This window comes from Salinicoccus halitifaciens (genome assembly GCF_021026095.1).
GTDB lineage: Bacteria > Bacillota > Bacilli > Staphylococcales > Salinicoccaceae > Lacicoccus > Lacicoccus halitifaciens.
In genome coordinates, this window is sequence record NZ_JAJNCU010000001.1 from 850579 (window position 1) to 866246 (window position 15668).

Annotated in this window: 15 protein-coding genes; 6 read left to right on the plus strand and 9 right to left on the minus strand. The window is 49.8% G+C overall.

Annotated elements, in window-relative coordinates; genetic code table 11:
- Positions 1-16: 16 nt before the first annotated feature.
- Together LPW40_RS04285 and LPW40_RS04290 are read right to left on the minus strand one after the other, a co-directional pair.
- Positions 17-712, minus strand: coding sequence for a pseudouridine synthase (locus LPW40_RS04285; RefSeq protein ID WP_230820966.1), 696 nt, complete (start codon positions 710-712; stop codon positions 17-19).
- Complete coding sequence (locus LPW40_RS04290; RefSeq protein ID WP_230820967.1) at positions 712-2346, minus strand: putative polysaccharide biosynthesis protein; 1635 nt, start codon at positions 2344-2346, stop codon at positions 712-714. Before LPW40_RS04290 ends, LPW40_RS04285 begins: the two co-directional genes overlap by 1 nt.
- A gap of 78 nt (positions 2347-2424) precedes the next feature.
- Between LPW40_RS04290 and LPW40_RS04295 the strand changes: the two genes are divergently transcribed.
- A complete protein-coding gene (locus LPW40_RS04295) occupies positions 2425-3678 on the plus strand; it encodes a BaiN/RdsA family NAD(P)/FAD-dependent oxidoreductase (RefSeq protein ID WP_230820968.1) in 1254 nt (417 codons plus the stop codon).
- Positions 3679-4023: 345 nt separating this feature from the next.
- Here the strand turns inward: LPW40_RS04295 and LPW40_RS04300 are convergent, their stop codons facing one another.
- Positions 4024-4347 (minus strand): antibiotic biosynthesis monooxygenase, encoded by a 324-nt coding sequence (locus tag LPW40_RS04300; protein ID WP_230820969.1) that lies wholly within the window; start codon positions 4345-4347, stop codon positions 4024-4026.
- 168 nt (positions 4348-4515) lie between these two features.
- Here LPW40_RS04300 and LPW40_RS04305 point away from each other — a divergent pair, with 168 nt between their 5' ends.
- Positions 4516-5049, plus strand: coding sequence for a DUF421 domain-containing protein (locus LPW40_RS04305; protein WP_230820970.1), 534 nt, complete (start codon positions 4516-4518; stop codon positions 5047-5049).
- A gap of 32 nt (positions 5050-5081) precedes the next feature.
- Here the strand turns inward: LPW40_RS04305 and leuS are convergent, their stop codons facing one another.
- Entirely contained in the window at positions 5082-7496 is a 2415-nt protein-coding gene (gene leuS / locus LPW40_RS04310) for a leucine--tRNA ligase (protein WP_230820971.1), read from the minus strand.
- 267 nt (positions 7497-7763) lie between these two features.
- Positions 7764-8231 (minus strand): methylated-DNA--[protein]-cysteine S-methyltransferase, encoded by a 468-nt coding sequence (locus LPW40_RS04315; RefSeq protein ID WP_230820972.1) that lies wholly within the window; start codon positions 8229-8231, stop codon positions 7764-7766.
- Between the two features lie 104 nt (positions 8232-8335).
- Between LPW40_RS04315 and mnmM the strand changes: the two genes are divergently transcribed.
- Positions 8336-8893 (plus strand): tRNA 5-(aminomethyl)-2-thiouridylate-methyltransferase MnmM, encoded by a 558-nt coding sequence (mnmM, locus tag LPW40_RS04320; protein WP_230820973.1) that lies wholly within the window; start codon positions 8336-8338, stop codon positions 8891-8893.
- Between the two features lie 12 nt (positions 8894-8905).
- On the opposite strand, the gene LPW40_RS04325 is transcribed toward mnmM, so the two are convergent.
- A complete protein-coding gene (locus tag LPW40_RS04325; protein ID WP_230820974.1) occupies positions 8906-9706 on the minus strand; it encodes an alpha/beta fold hydrolase in 801 nt (266 codons plus the stop codon).
- 82 nt (positions 9707-9788) lie between these two features.
- Here LPW40_RS04325 and LPW40_RS04330 point away from each other — a divergent pair, with 82 nt between their 5' ends.
- Together LPW40_RS04330 and LPW40_RS04335 are read left to right on the plus strand one after the other, a co-directional pair.
- Entirely contained in the window at positions 9789-10292 is a 504-nt protein-coding gene (locus LPW40_RS04330) for a gamma carbonic anhydrase (protein ID WP_230820975.1), read from the plus strand.
- A 123-nt stretch (positions 10293-10415) separates the two neighbouring features.
- Positions 10416-11405: a proline dehydrogenase family protein gene (locus LPW40_RS04335; protein WP_230820976.1), complete on the plus strand. Its 990-nt coding sequence runs from the start codon at positions 10416-10418 to the stop codon at positions 11403-11405.
- A gap of 26 nt (positions 11406-11431) precedes the next feature.
- Here LPW40_RS04335 and LPW40_RS04340 read toward each other — a convergent pair whose 3' ends face one another.
- Both LPW40_RS04340 and LPW40_RS04345 read right to left on the minus strand, forming a co-directional pair.
- On the minus strand, positions 11432-12844 hold the full coding sequence (locus LPW40_RS04340) for an FAD/NAD(P)-binding protein (protein WP_230820977.1): 1413 nt from the start codon (positions 12842-12844) through the stop codon (positions 11432-11434).
- 118 nt (positions 12845-12962) lie between these two features.
- Positions 12963-13871 (minus strand): nuclease-related domain-containing protein, encoded by a 909-nt coding sequence (locus LPW40_RS04345; RefSeq protein ID WP_230820978.1) that lies wholly within the window; start codon positions 13869-13871, stop codon positions 12963-12965.
- 327 nt (positions 13872-14198) lie between these two features.
- Here LPW40_RS04345 and LPW40_RS04350 point away from each other — a divergent pair, with 327 nt between their 5' ends.
- Positions 14199-14408: a hypothetical protein gene (locus LPW40_RS04350; RefSeq protein ID WP_230820979.1), complete on the plus strand. Its 210-nt coding sequence runs from the start codon at positions 14199-14201 to the stop codon at positions 14406-14408.
- Between the two features lie 41 nt (positions 14409-14449).
- Here the strand turns inward: LPW40_RS04350 and metK are convergent, their stop codons facing one another.
- Entirely contained in the window at positions 14450-15643 is a 1194-nt protein-coding gene (metK, locus tag LPW40_RS04355; RefSeq protein WP_230820980.1) for a methionine adenosyltransferase, read from the minus strand.
- Positions 15644-15668: the final 25 nt, after the last annotated feature.

Below are 15668 nucleotides of genomic sequence, written 5' to 3' on the forward strand. Positions count from 1 at the left end.
CCCACTCTAAAATGATTTAAACAAGTTGCATTAATTTTTTCACTTCAGCAGTGGTGAGGTATCTGCTTTCACCGGGTTCCAGCGATTCATCGAGCGGGAGGTTTCCGAACCGGGTCCGCTTCAGGGCAGTCACTTCATTGCCGAGGTATGAGAACATCCTTTTGACTTGATGGAACTTCCCTTCATATATGGTGAGGCTTACTTTCCTGCTGCCGGTACGCTTCGCGACCGCCGGGGAGCTGGTGAAGTCCTTAAGCGGGATACCTGCCTCGAGTGCCGCAATATCCGCGTCGGTGACGTCGTCCCTCAGCGTCACTTTGTAAGTCTTGCCGACCCTGCTCCTCGGGCTGAGGAGCGCATGGGAAAACTTGCCGTCATTTGTGATGAGCAGCAGGCCCGTCGTATCTTTATCGAGCCTGCCGACCGGGAACAGTTCATCGATCTGCGGATGGTCGATCAGTTCCATCACCGTCTGGGTCGGCCCCTCCTCGGTGGAGGAGATGACGCCTTCAGGTTTGTTGAGCATGAGGTAGATGTATTCTTCGAGGATCACCCGCTCGTCATCCAAATCAACATGGGAGTCGTACGAAACATGATGGTTGGGTTTATTCACGACCGCCCCCTCCACTTTGACACGGCCGTTCCTGATCATTTTGGAAACTTCCTTACGGCTGCCGATGCCGGCATTAGAGAGAAACTTATCCAAACGCATTATAAAAACCTCAATTTCCGTCTGATTTTATCCGCTCTTGAACCGAGGATTTCATCTGCAAGACCGCTTCTGAATGACAGCAGTATATAGACCGACGCACCGATCGGTACGGTGATGGCCAGGATGATCACGGAATCAAGCTTCTGCTCGACATCGAGATAGAACATGAGAACCAGATAGACGATTTCCACTGCAAGCAGCATGACGATCGTATAGAACCCGATCTGTAAGAGCGGCTTCATCAATGGACGGATATGGAATTTTCCGTATTTCTTGATGATCCACAAGTTGAGCACGACGCCGAGGCCGAGCGCAAGTGCCGTCCCCATGACGGCGCCGACCGTATGGAACTGCATGATCAGCGGGATATTGACCGCAAGTTTCACGACAATCACCGCGAGCACCACGTAGAGCGTCAGGTTCTGCTTGTCGATGCCCTGGACGATTGAGCAGGTGATCGAGAATAATGAAATGATGATGCTCACCGGTGCATAGAACAGGAGAATCTGTATAGCCACTTCATTATATTCGAAAAATGATGTGTAAAGCGGCGCGGACAGTATCATCATGCCTGCAGCGGCCGGAACCGCGAAGAACAGGAGCATCATGATCATCAGTTTGATTTGATGGTGCACATCATCCATCTGCTTGCGCTGGAAGTTCTTCGTGATGAAAGGCAGGATCGTTATTGCGAATGCCGCTGCCAGTGATGTCGGTATCATGACGAGCTTATGCGTCGTCAGATTCAGCATGCCGAACCATGTATCATGGTACCTCGCCGGCACGCCCGCCAGTGCAAGGCCGTTGTTGTGGGTCAGCTGGTCGATGAATATGATGACCGGGATGCTGATTCCCACAATGATGAACGGGATGCCGTAGCGGATGATCTCACCATACATCTCCTTGTAGCTGAAATCGTATCCTGTTTCATCCGAATCCACCAGTTTTTGAATGTGCGGGCGCCTCTTCCTCCAGAAGTACAGCAGTGTGGCGATTGCACCGAGACCGCCGATGAATGCGGCGAACACCGCAACTTCGTTGGCCGTCTGGACCGTGCCACCGAGCACGTACAGGACAATATATGCACCGCCGAGCAGCACTGCGATTCTCACGACCTGTTCAACGACGGATGAAGCACTGGTCGGGCCGAATGATTCGAAGCCCTGGAAGATGCCCCGGAAAGTCGCCATGAACGGGATGATGATCACGGCAATCCCGATGATGCGGATGATGCGTGTGATATCCTCGGCCGACCAGCTGCCTTCCCCGCTCCCTGCCGCCAGCGTCTGGAGATTGGCTATGTAAGGGGCTGCGATATATAATGCGATGAATGCCAGCAATCCCGAACCGATCATGACCCATAGACTCGACCGGTACAATTTCTGGCTGGTCTGATAGGCGCCGAGTGCGTTATACTTGGCCACGTATTTCGATACGGCGCCGGGCACTCCTGCTGCTGCGATGGACAGCATGATCGTGTACGGCGTATAGGCGTACCCGTAGAGGGCCAGGTTTTCCTCCCCGTCCATTATTGCGTAGAATGGAATCAGGTAAAGCATACCCAAAATCTTTGTGATGAGTGTCGCCAAAGTTAAAAAGAATGTCCCTCTGACTAATTTATTGGAATCTGACATGTTTTAAAACCTTCTTATTTTATACTAAACTACATTATAATCAATATAATATCACTTTCAAACCAAAAGGAGAAAATCATGTATGACGTAATTGTGGTTGGCGGCGGTGTGAGCGGCCTGATGGCAGCCTATTCCGCCTCCAAAAATGGCAAAAAAGTAATCCTCATCGAAAAAAATAAAAAACTCGGGCAGAAGCTGCTCATCTCGGGCGGCGGCCGCTGCAATGTCACAAACCGCCTGCCCTACGCCGAGATCATCAGTCATATCCCCGGCAACGGCAAATTCCTGTACGGTCCCTTCAGCATCTTCGATAATGAAAACATCATCGACTTTGTCGAGTCCCGCGGTGTGGCACTGAAAGAGGAAGACCACGGCCGCATGTTCCCCGTCAGCAACAAGGCCGTCGATGTACTGAATGTCTTCCTCCGGGAACTGGAGGAAAATAATGTGACCATACGCTACAATACAATCGTTGAGGAAGTGACTTCCAAAGACGGCAGAATCACCGGCGTCACCTTGACGGACGGCGAAGTCATCAAAGCCCAGAACGTCATCATCACCACCGGCGGACGGAGTGTGCCGAACACCGGATCCACCGGCGACGGCCATAAATTCGCACGAACGGCCGGGCACACCATCACTGAACTCTTCCCGACGGAAGTGCCCATCACCTCTTCCGAGGACTTCATCAGGGCGGGCACCTTAAAAGGCCTGAGCCTCTCCAACATCGCTTTGTCCGTGCTCCGGAAGAACGGCAAACCGCGCATCACCCATCAGATGGATATGATATTCACGCACTTCGGCATCTCCGGTCCCGCCGCCCTCAGATGCAGCCAGTTCGTGTATAAGGAGCAGAAGAGCCAGAAGCGCACCGACATCAGCATGATGATCGACTTTTATCCCGATACGGGGAAAGGCGCACTCCAGGAGGAACTCGACGCCCTGATCAAGGAAAGCCCCAATAAATCCATCAGGAATATACTGAAGACCATGATGCAGGACCGGCTCGCCGAATTTCTGATCGACTATAACGGCATCGACCGTGAAGCGAACAGCCACCATCTGAAAAATGAAGATAAGCAGAAGATTGTGGACTTCCTGAAAGGCTTCACCTTCAAAGTCGACGGCACCCAGTCCATAGAAAAGGCATTCGTCACCGGAGGCGGCGTCAATTTAAAAGAAATCACGCCCCAGACGATGGAAAGCCGCCTCGTCGAAGGACTTTATTTTGCCGGCGAAGTCCTCGACATCCACGGCTACACCGGCGGCTATAATATAACGAGCGCGCTCGTCACGGGTTATGTCGCGGGCCACAGCGCCGGGATGAAGTAAGGGTGCAGCTGATTGTTGATGACGTCCGTAACCTTCAGTCGAAAATTGCGGTAATGTTGCGAAATCGGGCACTGAATTCGTAACCTTCACGGGAAAGCAAGGTCCACCTTACGAAACCAGACATGGAATCCGCAACCTTTGAATGAAAACCCAGTCAACGTTGCGAAATCAGGCACAGAAAACGTAACCTTCGCCTTCAAACCCGGCTAACGTTGCGAAACCGGACCCAAAATCCGCAACCTGCTCATAAGAAGGCCATCAGTGGTGCGAATTCCAAACTCAAAACGCACCTTCTTCACCACAACGCCAAAACCCCGCAGTTCACTAGAACTGCGGGGTCTCTTCTTATTCCGGCAGGTGCCGGTAGGCGATGTCATAAATTCGTATTTCATTATCTATGATCGGGTTGTCTGCAGGTTTATCCCCGGACGGTCTTGAACCGTGGGCTTTTTGGTTCTTCCTGCTGTCCCTCCATGCCTCAAAGGATGCATGGTCTTTCCAAGTCGTCGCGACCAGCAGCTCATCATGATCTTCAAGCTTTTCATTCTTCAGCACTTCCATCAGCTCAAAACCTTCAAAAGTATGGACGGCCTTCGGTTCCTGGAATCTTACCGCAACCTCATCGATCCGGCCCTTTTTAATGCTCAGCGCATTCACCACTTTAATCATTCATTCTCATCCTTTCATGATATACCTACATAAACAATATCATATTTCCACCGGCACTCCGTATAGGAAAGGTTACAAAAAAGCGACGGCGAAAAGTTTGAACATGGCAATATAAAGGAATTGGCTTTAAAGTACAGTTTCCACAATAAAAACCAAAGGAGCGTACATATGTCATTGGAAGATATGTTTTTAGGTGATTTTGAAACCATTATACGCACGCTGGTCGTCGGTCTGCTCGCCTATATCGCCCTGGTCGTCATCGTGAGAGTCAGCGGCAAGCGTACATTATCCCAGCTGAACGCCTTCGACTTCATCGTGACGGTGGCCCTCGGCTCGATACTCGCGACCATCATCCTCGACAGCAGCGTGTCGCTGCTTCAGGGCGTCACCGCCTACCTTGTGCTCGTCCTGATGCAGTATTTGATCACGAGGTTCACACTGGCGAGTAATACATTCGATGACCTGGTGAAATCCGAACCGAGGCTGCTCTTTTATAAGGATCAGTACCTTGAGGGAAATCTGAAGAAAGAACGGCTGAACAAATCCGAAATCCATCAGGCGGTGCGGTCAAGCGGCACCGCCAACCTTGAAAAGGTTGAAGCGGTCATCCTGGAGAGTGACGGGAGCATCTCCGTCATCCCAAAAAGTGACGGGCCTTCAAAAAATGATGAAAATGACATCATGCAACATGTAAAAAAGTGAAGCAGGGGTCCAGAGACCCCGCTTCACTTTTTTTAGTTTGCGACGATATTCACCAGTTTGCCCGGTACGACGATTACTTTACGAATCGTCTTGTCCCGGAGGTCATCCTGGATCCTGTTGGATTCGATTGCGATCCTTTCAAGGTCTTCCTTCGATGCATCAGCAGGGACATTTCGCTTCTCCTTCACTTTGCCGTTGACCTGGATGACGATTTCCACTTCATCTTCAACGAGTTTGGATTCATCGTATTCCGGCCATTCCGCATAAGCAACCGTATCAGTGTTCCCGAGCCTGTCCCATAATTCCTCACCGATGTGCGGTGAGATGGCGGAAAGCATCTTCACGAAATCTTCGATATAAGTCTTTGAGACTTCTTCTTTCTTATAACACTCGTTCACAAATACCATCATCTGTGAAATCGCCGTGTTGAAGTCAAGGTTGGCATAGTCTTCAGTCACTTTCTTGACCGTCTCATTGTAGACTTTGTCGAGCTCCGGTGTTTCCTTATCCACGATCTTCGCATTGACCTCACCCGTATCCTCATTGATGACGAGGCGCCATACACGGTCAAGGAAGCGTCTTGACCCGTCAAGACCGGTTGTGCTCCATGCGATTGACGCATCAAGCGGCCCCATGAACATTTCATACATTCTGAGTGTGTCCGCACCGTGTGAATAGACGATGTCATCCGGGTTGATGACATTCCCTTTGGATTTACTCATCTTCTCGTTGCCCTCACCGAGGATCATGCCCTGGTTGAACAATTTCTGGAACGGCTCCTTCGTATGGACGACGCCGAGATCGTAGAGCACTTTGTGCCAGAAACGTGCATACAGCAGGTGCAGCACCGCATGCTCCGCCCCGCCGATGTAGAGGTCGACCGGGAGCCAGTGCTTCAGTTTCTCAGGGTCTGCAAGCGCGTCCTCATTATGAGGGTCGATGAAACGCAGGTAGTACCAGCAGCTGCCGGCCCACTGAGGCATCGTGTTCGTCTCGCGGCGCCCTTTGACACCGTCCTCCCTCACGACTTCCACCCATTCCGGATTGTTCGCAAGCGGTGATTCGCCCGTGCCCGACGGCTTGATGGCATCCATCACCGGCAGCTCAAGCGGCAGTTCATCTTCAGGCACCGTGGACATCGTGCCGTCCTCCCAGTGGATCACCGGAATCGGTTCGCCCCAGTAACGCTGACGTGAGAACAGCCAGTCGCGGAGCTTGTAGGTGGTCTTCTTCTCACCGTAATTTTTCTCTTCCAGTATTTGAAGTGACTTTTCAATGGCCTCTTCTGTATCAAGTCCGTTGAGCTCGCCTGAATTGATATGCGGGCCGTTGCCTGTGTAGGCTTCCTCGTCGATATTGCCGCCCTCGACCACTTCGACGATCGGCAGGTCGAACTTGGTTGCGAATTCATAGTCACGCTGGTCATGCGCCGGAACCGCCATGATTGCACCTGTACCGTATGATGCGAGCACATAATCCGAAATCCAGATCGGCAGCCTTTCACCGTTGAACGGGTTGATTGCATAAGCGCCTGTGAAGACACCGGACTTATCCTTGGCAAGGTCCGTCCGTTCAAGCTCACTCTTCATCGCCGCCTTATCCTGATAGGCTTTCACCGCATCTTTCTGTTCATCCGTCGTGATCTTCTCCACAAGCTTATGCTCAGGTGCAAAAACGGCGTAAGTCGCCCCGTAGATCGTATCCGGACGTGTCGTGAACGCCGTGAACTGTTCATCGGTGCCCTCTATCTTGAAGTCGATGTTCGCACCTTCGGATTTGCCGATCCAGTTGCGCTGCATATCTTTAAGCGACTCCGGCCAGTCGAGGTCGTCAAGGTCTTCGAGCAGACGGTCGGCATATTCGGTGATCTTGAGCATCCACTGCCTCATCGGCTTCCTGACGACCGGATGGCCGCCGCGTTCAGACAGCCCGTCGATGACTTCCTCGTTCGCAAGCACCGTGCCCAGCGCCTCACACCAGTTCACAGGCACTTCATCGATATATGCGAGACCTTTATTGTAGAGCTGGATGAAGATCCACTGTGTCCATTTGTAGTAATGGGCATCCGTCGTATCGATTTCACGGTCCCAGTCATAGCTGAAGCCGAGCTCTTTGATCTGACGGCGGAAGTTGTCGATATTCTTCTTGTTGAATTCACGTATATCATTGCCGGTATCGATGGCATACTGCTCTGCAGGGAGGCCGAATGCATCCCAGCCCATCGGATGGAGGACGTTATAACCCTGCATCCGCTTCATCCTTGAAACGATGTCGGTCGCCGTATAACCTTCCGGGTGACCCACATGAAGCCCTGAACCGGACGGGTACGGGAACATATCCAGTGCGTAGAACTTCTTCTTATCATATTCTTCCTCGGTCTTGAAAGTTTTGTTGGTTTCCCAGTATTCCTGCCATTTTTTCTCGATTTCTCTGTGGTTATAAGTCATTTGGCTCCTCCTATTATATGTAAAAAAGTATATAAAAATCCCATGTTCATAAAAAACATGGGACGATCTATCTGACCGCGGTACCACCCGCATTCACTTTGAAAGTGCATCTCTTGAATATTCGTTTGAATGATATACAGACGAGTTCATACTGCACTGCTGCCGGTTTGCACCACCACCGGTTCTCTTGGAACAGTGTCATACTACTACTTCTGTACAAGTACTAATATATGTCATTTGAAAAATATTAGCAAGCATAATCGGGAATTATATGAGCTGCAGCCCTTCAATCGTGAGCAGCGTCGATTTCTTATCCAGCCCGCCCGTATAGCCGCCGAGGGTGCCGTCGCTTGAGATCACCCTGTGGCATGGGACGATGATTGAGACCGGGTTCTTCCCGTTGGCATTCGCCACCGCCCTTGAATAGTTGACGCCGCCGCACCTGAGCGCGAGCGCCTTATAGCTGATGGTCTGCCCGTAAGGGATTTTGCTCAGTTCATTCCATACTTTCTGCTGGAATTTCGTCCCTTTGAAAGAAAGGTTCACCGGCACGGTGAACTCCGTCCGCTCTCCTTCGAAGTACTCTCTGAGCTCTTCCCTGCACCGGTTGAGGACATCGTTACCGCTGCCCTGTTCCCCCGGTGCATCCGTATAATCCAGCCCAGTGATCTCCCCGTCTGCACTCCGTATCTCAAGCCATCCGACCGGACTGTCGTAATAGATCGTCTCTTCCATCCACTGTCCCCCCTTTAAACTGAACCTCTTCTTCATGATAAAAACTTTATATTTTTTACGAATGTGCCGCAACTGATATGGTATCATCTTTAGGAGGTGATCATATGCTGATGAAAATACTGCCGGCCGCCAAAAAAATGATGGAGGAAGCCGTCTCCCCAGGTGACACGGTCGTCGATGCCACATGCGGCAACGGCCATGATACAAAATTCCTCTCGGAATTGACGGGCCCTGCCGGAAAAGTGTACAGCTTCGACATACAGAAGGCTGCAATCGACAATGCACGGGAGCTGACCAAAGGATCCTGCAACATTGAATTCATACATGATTCGCACGCCCGTGCCGAAGAATATATTGAAGCGCCCATCCAGGCCGCCATGTTCAATCTGGGCTACCTGCCGCGGGGCGACAAGTCCATCACGACGGAAGGTGAATCGACCATCGAAGCCCTCAGGCAGCTCTTTGAACTGTTGAAGCCGGGCGGCCGCATCGTCATCGTCGTCTACCACGGGCATGAAAAAGGGAAAGAGGAAAGGGATGCGCTGTATGAATACCTGTCCGGCTTCCCCCAGGAAGAGGCGGACATACTCGAGTACCGCTTCATCAACCAGAGGAACAACGCACCGTTCATACTGTGCCTGGAGAAGGCTCGGAAAGCCTGACGGCTCCCCTTTTTAAAGCAGGCCGATCCTGAACAGCTGGGCATCGAAGAACTTCTCAAGGTGATAAAATGGGACCTCTATATCCTCCCGCTGGAAGATGCTGTGATCTTCACTGTCCAGCATGATGATGTGGAGATCTTTATTCTCGATCTTCTTTACATAAGCAGCCGATATGAATGGTTCGATGATTTCATTGCCTTCCGTGAATATGGCGAGGACCGGCACATCGGGGAATTCATCCATGTTTTCAGTCGTATTCTTCATCTGGTTGATCACGGTCTTATACCAGTGGTAGCTGACTTTGCCCACAATCAGTTCGTCGTTCTCGTAGCGGTCCAGATAATTTTTATCGGTCGTGAAGTCCTTCATGCTGATGCCGGGATTGAACCTGGTTTCATCACTCGAAGTCCTGACACTCGTGATCAGTGTGTTCTTGCGGTTGATGAACGACTGTTTGAATGACAACAACGGATTCAACAGTGCAATGCCGTCAATATGAATATTATGCTGTTTGATCAATTCTATCGCAATCAGTCCACCGAGGCCCTGCCCGATGACGAACGTCGGCAGCCGGTAGCCCCTGGTCATTTCAAACCATTCCATGACCCGGTCGATATATTGATAGAAATCGGTGATGTGTCCTTTATGAACCCTTGTAGTCTGTCCGTGTCCCGGCAGATCCCCGGTGACGACATGATAATTTGCATTTCTCAGCTGGCTGATCAGGCCGGTGTAATATTCATGATGTTCGAGCATATCATGTATGACGACGACGACACCTTTCGGTTCATATTCCGTTTCCCATTTCCACATTTAACGCAAGTCTCCTTAAGTCCTTTTATAATTCACTATGATACAATTATTATAACAACAATTGAATGAAAGGATAGTGCAAATGATACTCGATTACAAAGGAATTGAACCACAGATTGATGAAAGCGCTTTTGTAGCCCCGAACGCAACGGTCATCGGGGATGTCGTCATCGAAGAATATGCTTCGGTCTGGTTCGGCAGCGTGCTGAGGGGGGACATCGCACCCATCACGATCGGCCGGCACAGCAATATCCAGGACCTCTCCGTCCTGCATGAATCACCGGATATGCCGCTCATCATCGGAGACCATGTCACCGTCGGCCATAAAGTGACGCTGCACAGCTGCACGATCGGGGACAACGCATTGATCGGGATGGATTCGACGATACTTGACGGAGCCGAAATCGGCGAAGGGGCATTCATCGGTGCCGGAAGCCTGGTCACGCCGGGCACCAAGATCCCGCCCAGGAAGCTTGCGTTCGGAAGACCGGCAAGAGTGGTGAGGGATCTGACCGAAGCGGATATAAAAGAAATGCAGCGGATCAATGAAACTTACACCGGCCACATCCCCCACTATAAGAAATAGTACGCTTTAAAAATTCTAAATTTATACAAAATTTTTCATGATTTTATTGTTAACGCTTTATCTTTACGGGTAGACTGTATATTGATATGGGATACTGAATACATTTAAAGTAGGAGAGGTTTTATGCCAGTATTACGGGATTTTTTCATACATCTTTCAGAAAATAAAGTACTTAATGAGGCAACAAAGAAAATCGGCCTGAAATTCGGTGCCGACAAAGTGGTCGGCGGCATTACAGTCGAGGACACGATTGAGCGCATCAAAGATTTGAACGGTCAGGGCATGGGGGTCACATTCGACAACCTCGGCGAGTTCATCACTGAAAAGTCGGAAGCGCTCCAGGAAAAAAGCAATATCATAGAAATGATCAAAGCGATTGATGAGCATGGACTGGATGCCCACGGCTCGGTCAAATTATCACAGATCGGCCTGCACATCGATTATGACTTCTGCCTTCAGAACGTAAGGGAAATCCTCACTGTGGCGAAGCAGGCGGATATGTTCATCAACCTGGATATGGAGAATTACGCATCATATGGCGATACCATCCGTCTGCTTGATACCGTGAGGGAGGAATTCGATAATGTCGGCACGGTGATCCAGTCATACTTATTCAATTCAAGGGAAGACATCATCAAATATAAGGATATGCGCCTGCGTCTCGTCAAAGGGGCTTACAAAGAAGCACCGGAAGTCGCTTTCCAGGCGAAGAAGGATATTGATGCGGCGTATATGAGGCTGATCAAGACCCACCTGCTGGAAGGCAGCGGCTATACTTCAATCGCGACGCATGACCACAATATAATAGAAGAGACGATCGACTTCATCAAGGAAAATGATATCCCCGATGACTCTTTTGAATTCCAGATGCTGTATGGATTCAGGAAGGACTATCAGAGGAATCTAGTGTCCCGCGGCTACAGGACGGTGGTCTACCTGCCGTTCGGCAAGGACTGGTATGCCTACTTCATGCGACGTCTTGCGGAAAGGCCGCAGAACATCAACCTTGTCGTAAAAGGTGTGACGAGAGACAAGCGGATCCAGACCGGTGCTGCAGTGCTTGCCGCTTCCGGCGCACTCCTTGCCGCCTACAGGCTCGTCAAAAATCAATAGAAGAAACCCCCGCATCTGCGGGGGTTTTATTCGTTCAGATCTTTCATCGCCCCGTCCACCATCCTGTTGATGTTTTCAACGAGGATGCGGACCGTATTTGACAGATAGTCCGAATCGAATGTCAGGTGGCCGATGGCATACATGCCCTTCAAAGTGCCGTATCTCGGGCTGATCACCCGGTGTGCCCTGTCGACCAGTATGCCGCCGAGGCTGCCGGGGGCGATCAGCATACGGTCCAGCATATTGACGATGATGGGCGAATCTTCTTTGGTGATGTCTTTTTCGGGCCCTGTTGCGTTGATCAGCCAGTCGATTTCGTATGATGCATCATCTGTCCTGACAGTGAAGCCGCTGCCCGGCTGCACTTCCTCAATATCGTCTATGATTATAATCCGCCCTGCATCGGCCCACTCCACAAGCTGCTCCGCAACTTCTGCGGGCATGGGTGAATGATTTTTATCGATGTAAGGATGGATCTCCTCCATGAAAAGCTCTTTATCTTTTTTGGAAAAGTAAGGAAAAACCCTGCTGAATAAAGGATTCAGCGCAATGATGAGATACTGCAGCTTCCCTACTTGGCCGCTGTTGGCAATGTCATACTTCAAATCTTCAAGCGTATTGCCGGACTGCCTGTAGAAAAGGGATTCTCCGATGTTTTGTGCAGCCATTTCCCTTCTGAATAATGTGACGACCTCCTCTAATGGAATCAGATCATCTTTTATCAAGGCATCCAGCGCTTCTTCCGTGAAATGCCGGATTTTAAATTGATGACTCTTTCCTCGTACGGAAGGCATTTCCCCGCTTCTTGAAAAGAGATGGACCTGATCCTTCCCCCTTTCCAGCAGCAGGTATCTGACGCAGTCGATCGCCGACAACCCGGTGCCGAGGATGCCGATTTTTCCATCGGCATCTTTCAGGTGCTCCCTGACGGGATAAGGATTATGGACGAATTTTTCCATGCCTTCCAGGCTGTAAGGGTCTGCGTAGTCCATCTGTCCCATTGCCAGAAATACGAGTTCATATTTTTCAGAAGAGGTGTCTGTATCGACCCTGTAGGAAGCCTCTTCGGCATCATATACGATATCTGTGACTTCCCTATAGACCGGTCGGACGCCTTCGTTTGAAGCCATGAGCCCCCGCAATATGTCCAAAGAGTATGCCCCGAAATGCTTCCTCGGATTGTAGTCATGGACAGGAATCGACCGGGCTTTCAGCCAGTCAGTGAAATCACCGTCACCGGTGATTCTCATCTCATCAGTCGGTATATTGAGTAGAAGATGTTCATTGTCATCCATATACGGCTTGCCCCGCCCCATCTTCTCCTCCGTATCATAAATGTCGATCTTCCAGCCATCATGGCAGCCATGATGTGAAATGAGGCGCCGGGTGATATTGACACCGGCGACACCCCCGCCTATGATCGCTATTCTCAGATTCATCTTTTTGCCTCCCTGCGAAAACCGCCGGGTGAATAGCGTTGGAGCATCACCCTGAAAGCTTTCATATATTGACAAAACCCTGTACATGAAGTACAGGGTTTTAGTCCATCTGCGAAGATCAAGGGTTCAGTGACAGGATTGCATCTTCAATTTCTGCCAGTTCCTTCACAGTATACTGGAATCTGCCATGGAAAATATATTTGAGGAAGAATTCCTCCAATTCCTCTTTTCCGACCAGAACTTTCACACTGTCATCCTCCGAATAATTCGCGATGGAATATCCGCCGCCATCCTTTGGATTGAAGTATATCATCGGCACCACATCATACTGGAGCTTCAGGATGTTCCGAAGTTTCTCGGCAGAGACCTTCGTTTCATCAATCACCTGATTATAGTGATTCACCGAAATGTTCTTATCATCCGACTTATCGAAGATGAGGGTCTGTTCCTGCTTCTTATCAAGGTCGAGGAGCTCGAAGAAAGATTCAATATATGGTAATTCTTCGAAGTTATTCTCGTTCACACCGTGAAGGATATGCCCGCTCCAGTACCTGGAGTCGATCAGGTACAGCCCGGTACGGGTCAGCACGAGATGATCGATCTTGCGGGTGTTGGTGTAGTTACGGCTCGGGAGGAAGACATTCGATAAAATCAGCATATCCGAGCTGCGGATCTTTTCTTCCCTGACCAGTTTCTCCTTCAGCTGGAACAAAGCCAGATCCGTCAGATATTCTCCTTTATCCACCGTGAACTGGTGGAGGCTCGTAAGTTTATTGTTCAAGAGACTCGTATCATTATGATATTTCTCATTGAGCGTCGAAACTTCTTTTTTACGAGTCAGATGCTCTTCTTCAAGTTCACTTTCATATTTATCGACCAGTGATTTTTTCTGATCTTCATATGAATTCTGGACTTTGCTGATATCATTACGGTGCTTTAAATAATAGACCAGAAACACGATTGCCAGAATCACCAGCAATGCAGCAACCGCTATAAAGACCGGGTCTGTAAAAATTTCTGTGTTCATTCGCATATCTCCTATCCGATTATAGTTCCACAAATCTTTCCATTGATATTATAACAATACTGTAAATGGTTTTCGACAGAAAAGATAAAAATCCTCACTGGGGATCTCCCTCAATGTTCCTCTATGTTGACAGAATACACTTAATAAATTGAAAGTTTTCACTTTAAAAATCTGATTTTTCCACCTTTTCGTTTAACATTTATATGGATATATGTTTTAATGAATGCAACATGGGTAATAGAGAGTATGACTTGCTGCATAGACAAAGAGAGTTAGCAGGTATTACCCATAAAATATATTAGGAAATTAAATTAGGAGGCTTTTACTATGGACTTGAAGAAGTATCTAATGGCAGGCGGACTGGCGTCAGTACTCGTACTTGGAGCATGTGGCGAAGGTGAAACTGAAGAAGATCCAGCAGCCGAAGATCCGGCAATGGAAGAAGGCACTGAAGAAGAAGGTGCAGAGGATCCAGCAGCTGAAGATCCACTTGAAGAAGATGAAGAAGAAGAGGAAGAGGAAGACGACGAAGTTTAATCTCTTTCATGAAATTAAAACCCGGGGGAATTCCCCCGGGTTTATTTTTGTATTGGATGGTTTAAATATTCTTTTATATACGCGACCTTATCCACTGCTTCCCACGGTGCGTCCAGATCTTCACGACCAAAGTGGCCGTAGCTTGCCGTGTCCTTATAGATCGGCCGCTTCAAGTCCAGCATCCTGATGATGCCGTCGGGTGATAAGTCGAACAATGCCCGGATCGCCTCGACGATTTCCGTTTCACTGACCTCCGAAGTGCCGAAGGTGTCGACTGCAATGGATACAGGCTGGCTGACGCCGATCGCGTATGCGAGCTGTATCTCACATTTATCGCATATGCCGCTTGCCACGATGTTTTTCGCGATGTACCTTGCAGCATAGGCAGCCGAGCGGTCGACTTTCGTCGGGTCTTTTCCGCTGAAGGCACCGCCGCCATGGCGTGCATACCCGCCGTAAGTGTCCACGATGATCTTCCGGCCGGTCAGGCCTGCGTCACCCTGCGGTCCGCCGATGACGAACCTGCCGGTCGGGTTGATGAAGTAACGTGTTTCCGAGTCGAGAAGATGCTGCGGCACCACCGCTTCGATCACGTGCTCAAGCAGGTCATCGTAGATCTGCTGGGTCGAGACGCCTTCACTGTGCTGCGTGGAAATGACGATGGTGTCCACCCGCTTCACATTATCCTCCTCGTCATACTCGACCGTCACCTGCGTTTTGCCGTCCGGCCTCAAGTAATCCAGTGCGCCGTTCTTCCTCACTTCAGCCAGCTGTTTCGACAGCTTATGTGCAAGGGAGATCGGCAGCGGCATCAGTTCAGCCGTTTCATTTGAAGCATACCCGAACATGAGGCCCTGATCCCCCGCCCCTGTCGTCACTTCATCGGTCTTCCGCGTCTCTATCGCGTTGTCCACGCCGACTGCGATATCTTCAGACTGCTCATCAATGCCTGTCAGGACCGACATCGTCTTGTAGTCATAACCGTATTTTGCATCGATGTAGCCGATGCCCTTCACCGTCTCCCTCACAATTTTGGGGATATCCACGTAAGTCTCTGTGCTGATTTCACCGACGATCAATGCAAGACCTGTGTTGACCACTGTCTCACATGCCACACGTGCATCCTTATCCCGTGTGAGGATTTCATCCAGAATCGCATCCGAAATCTGGTCCGCTATCTTATCAGGATGACCTTCGGTCACCGATTCCGATGTAAATAAAATTCTTTCGCCCATTTTTGTATATTGCTCCTTTAAGTTA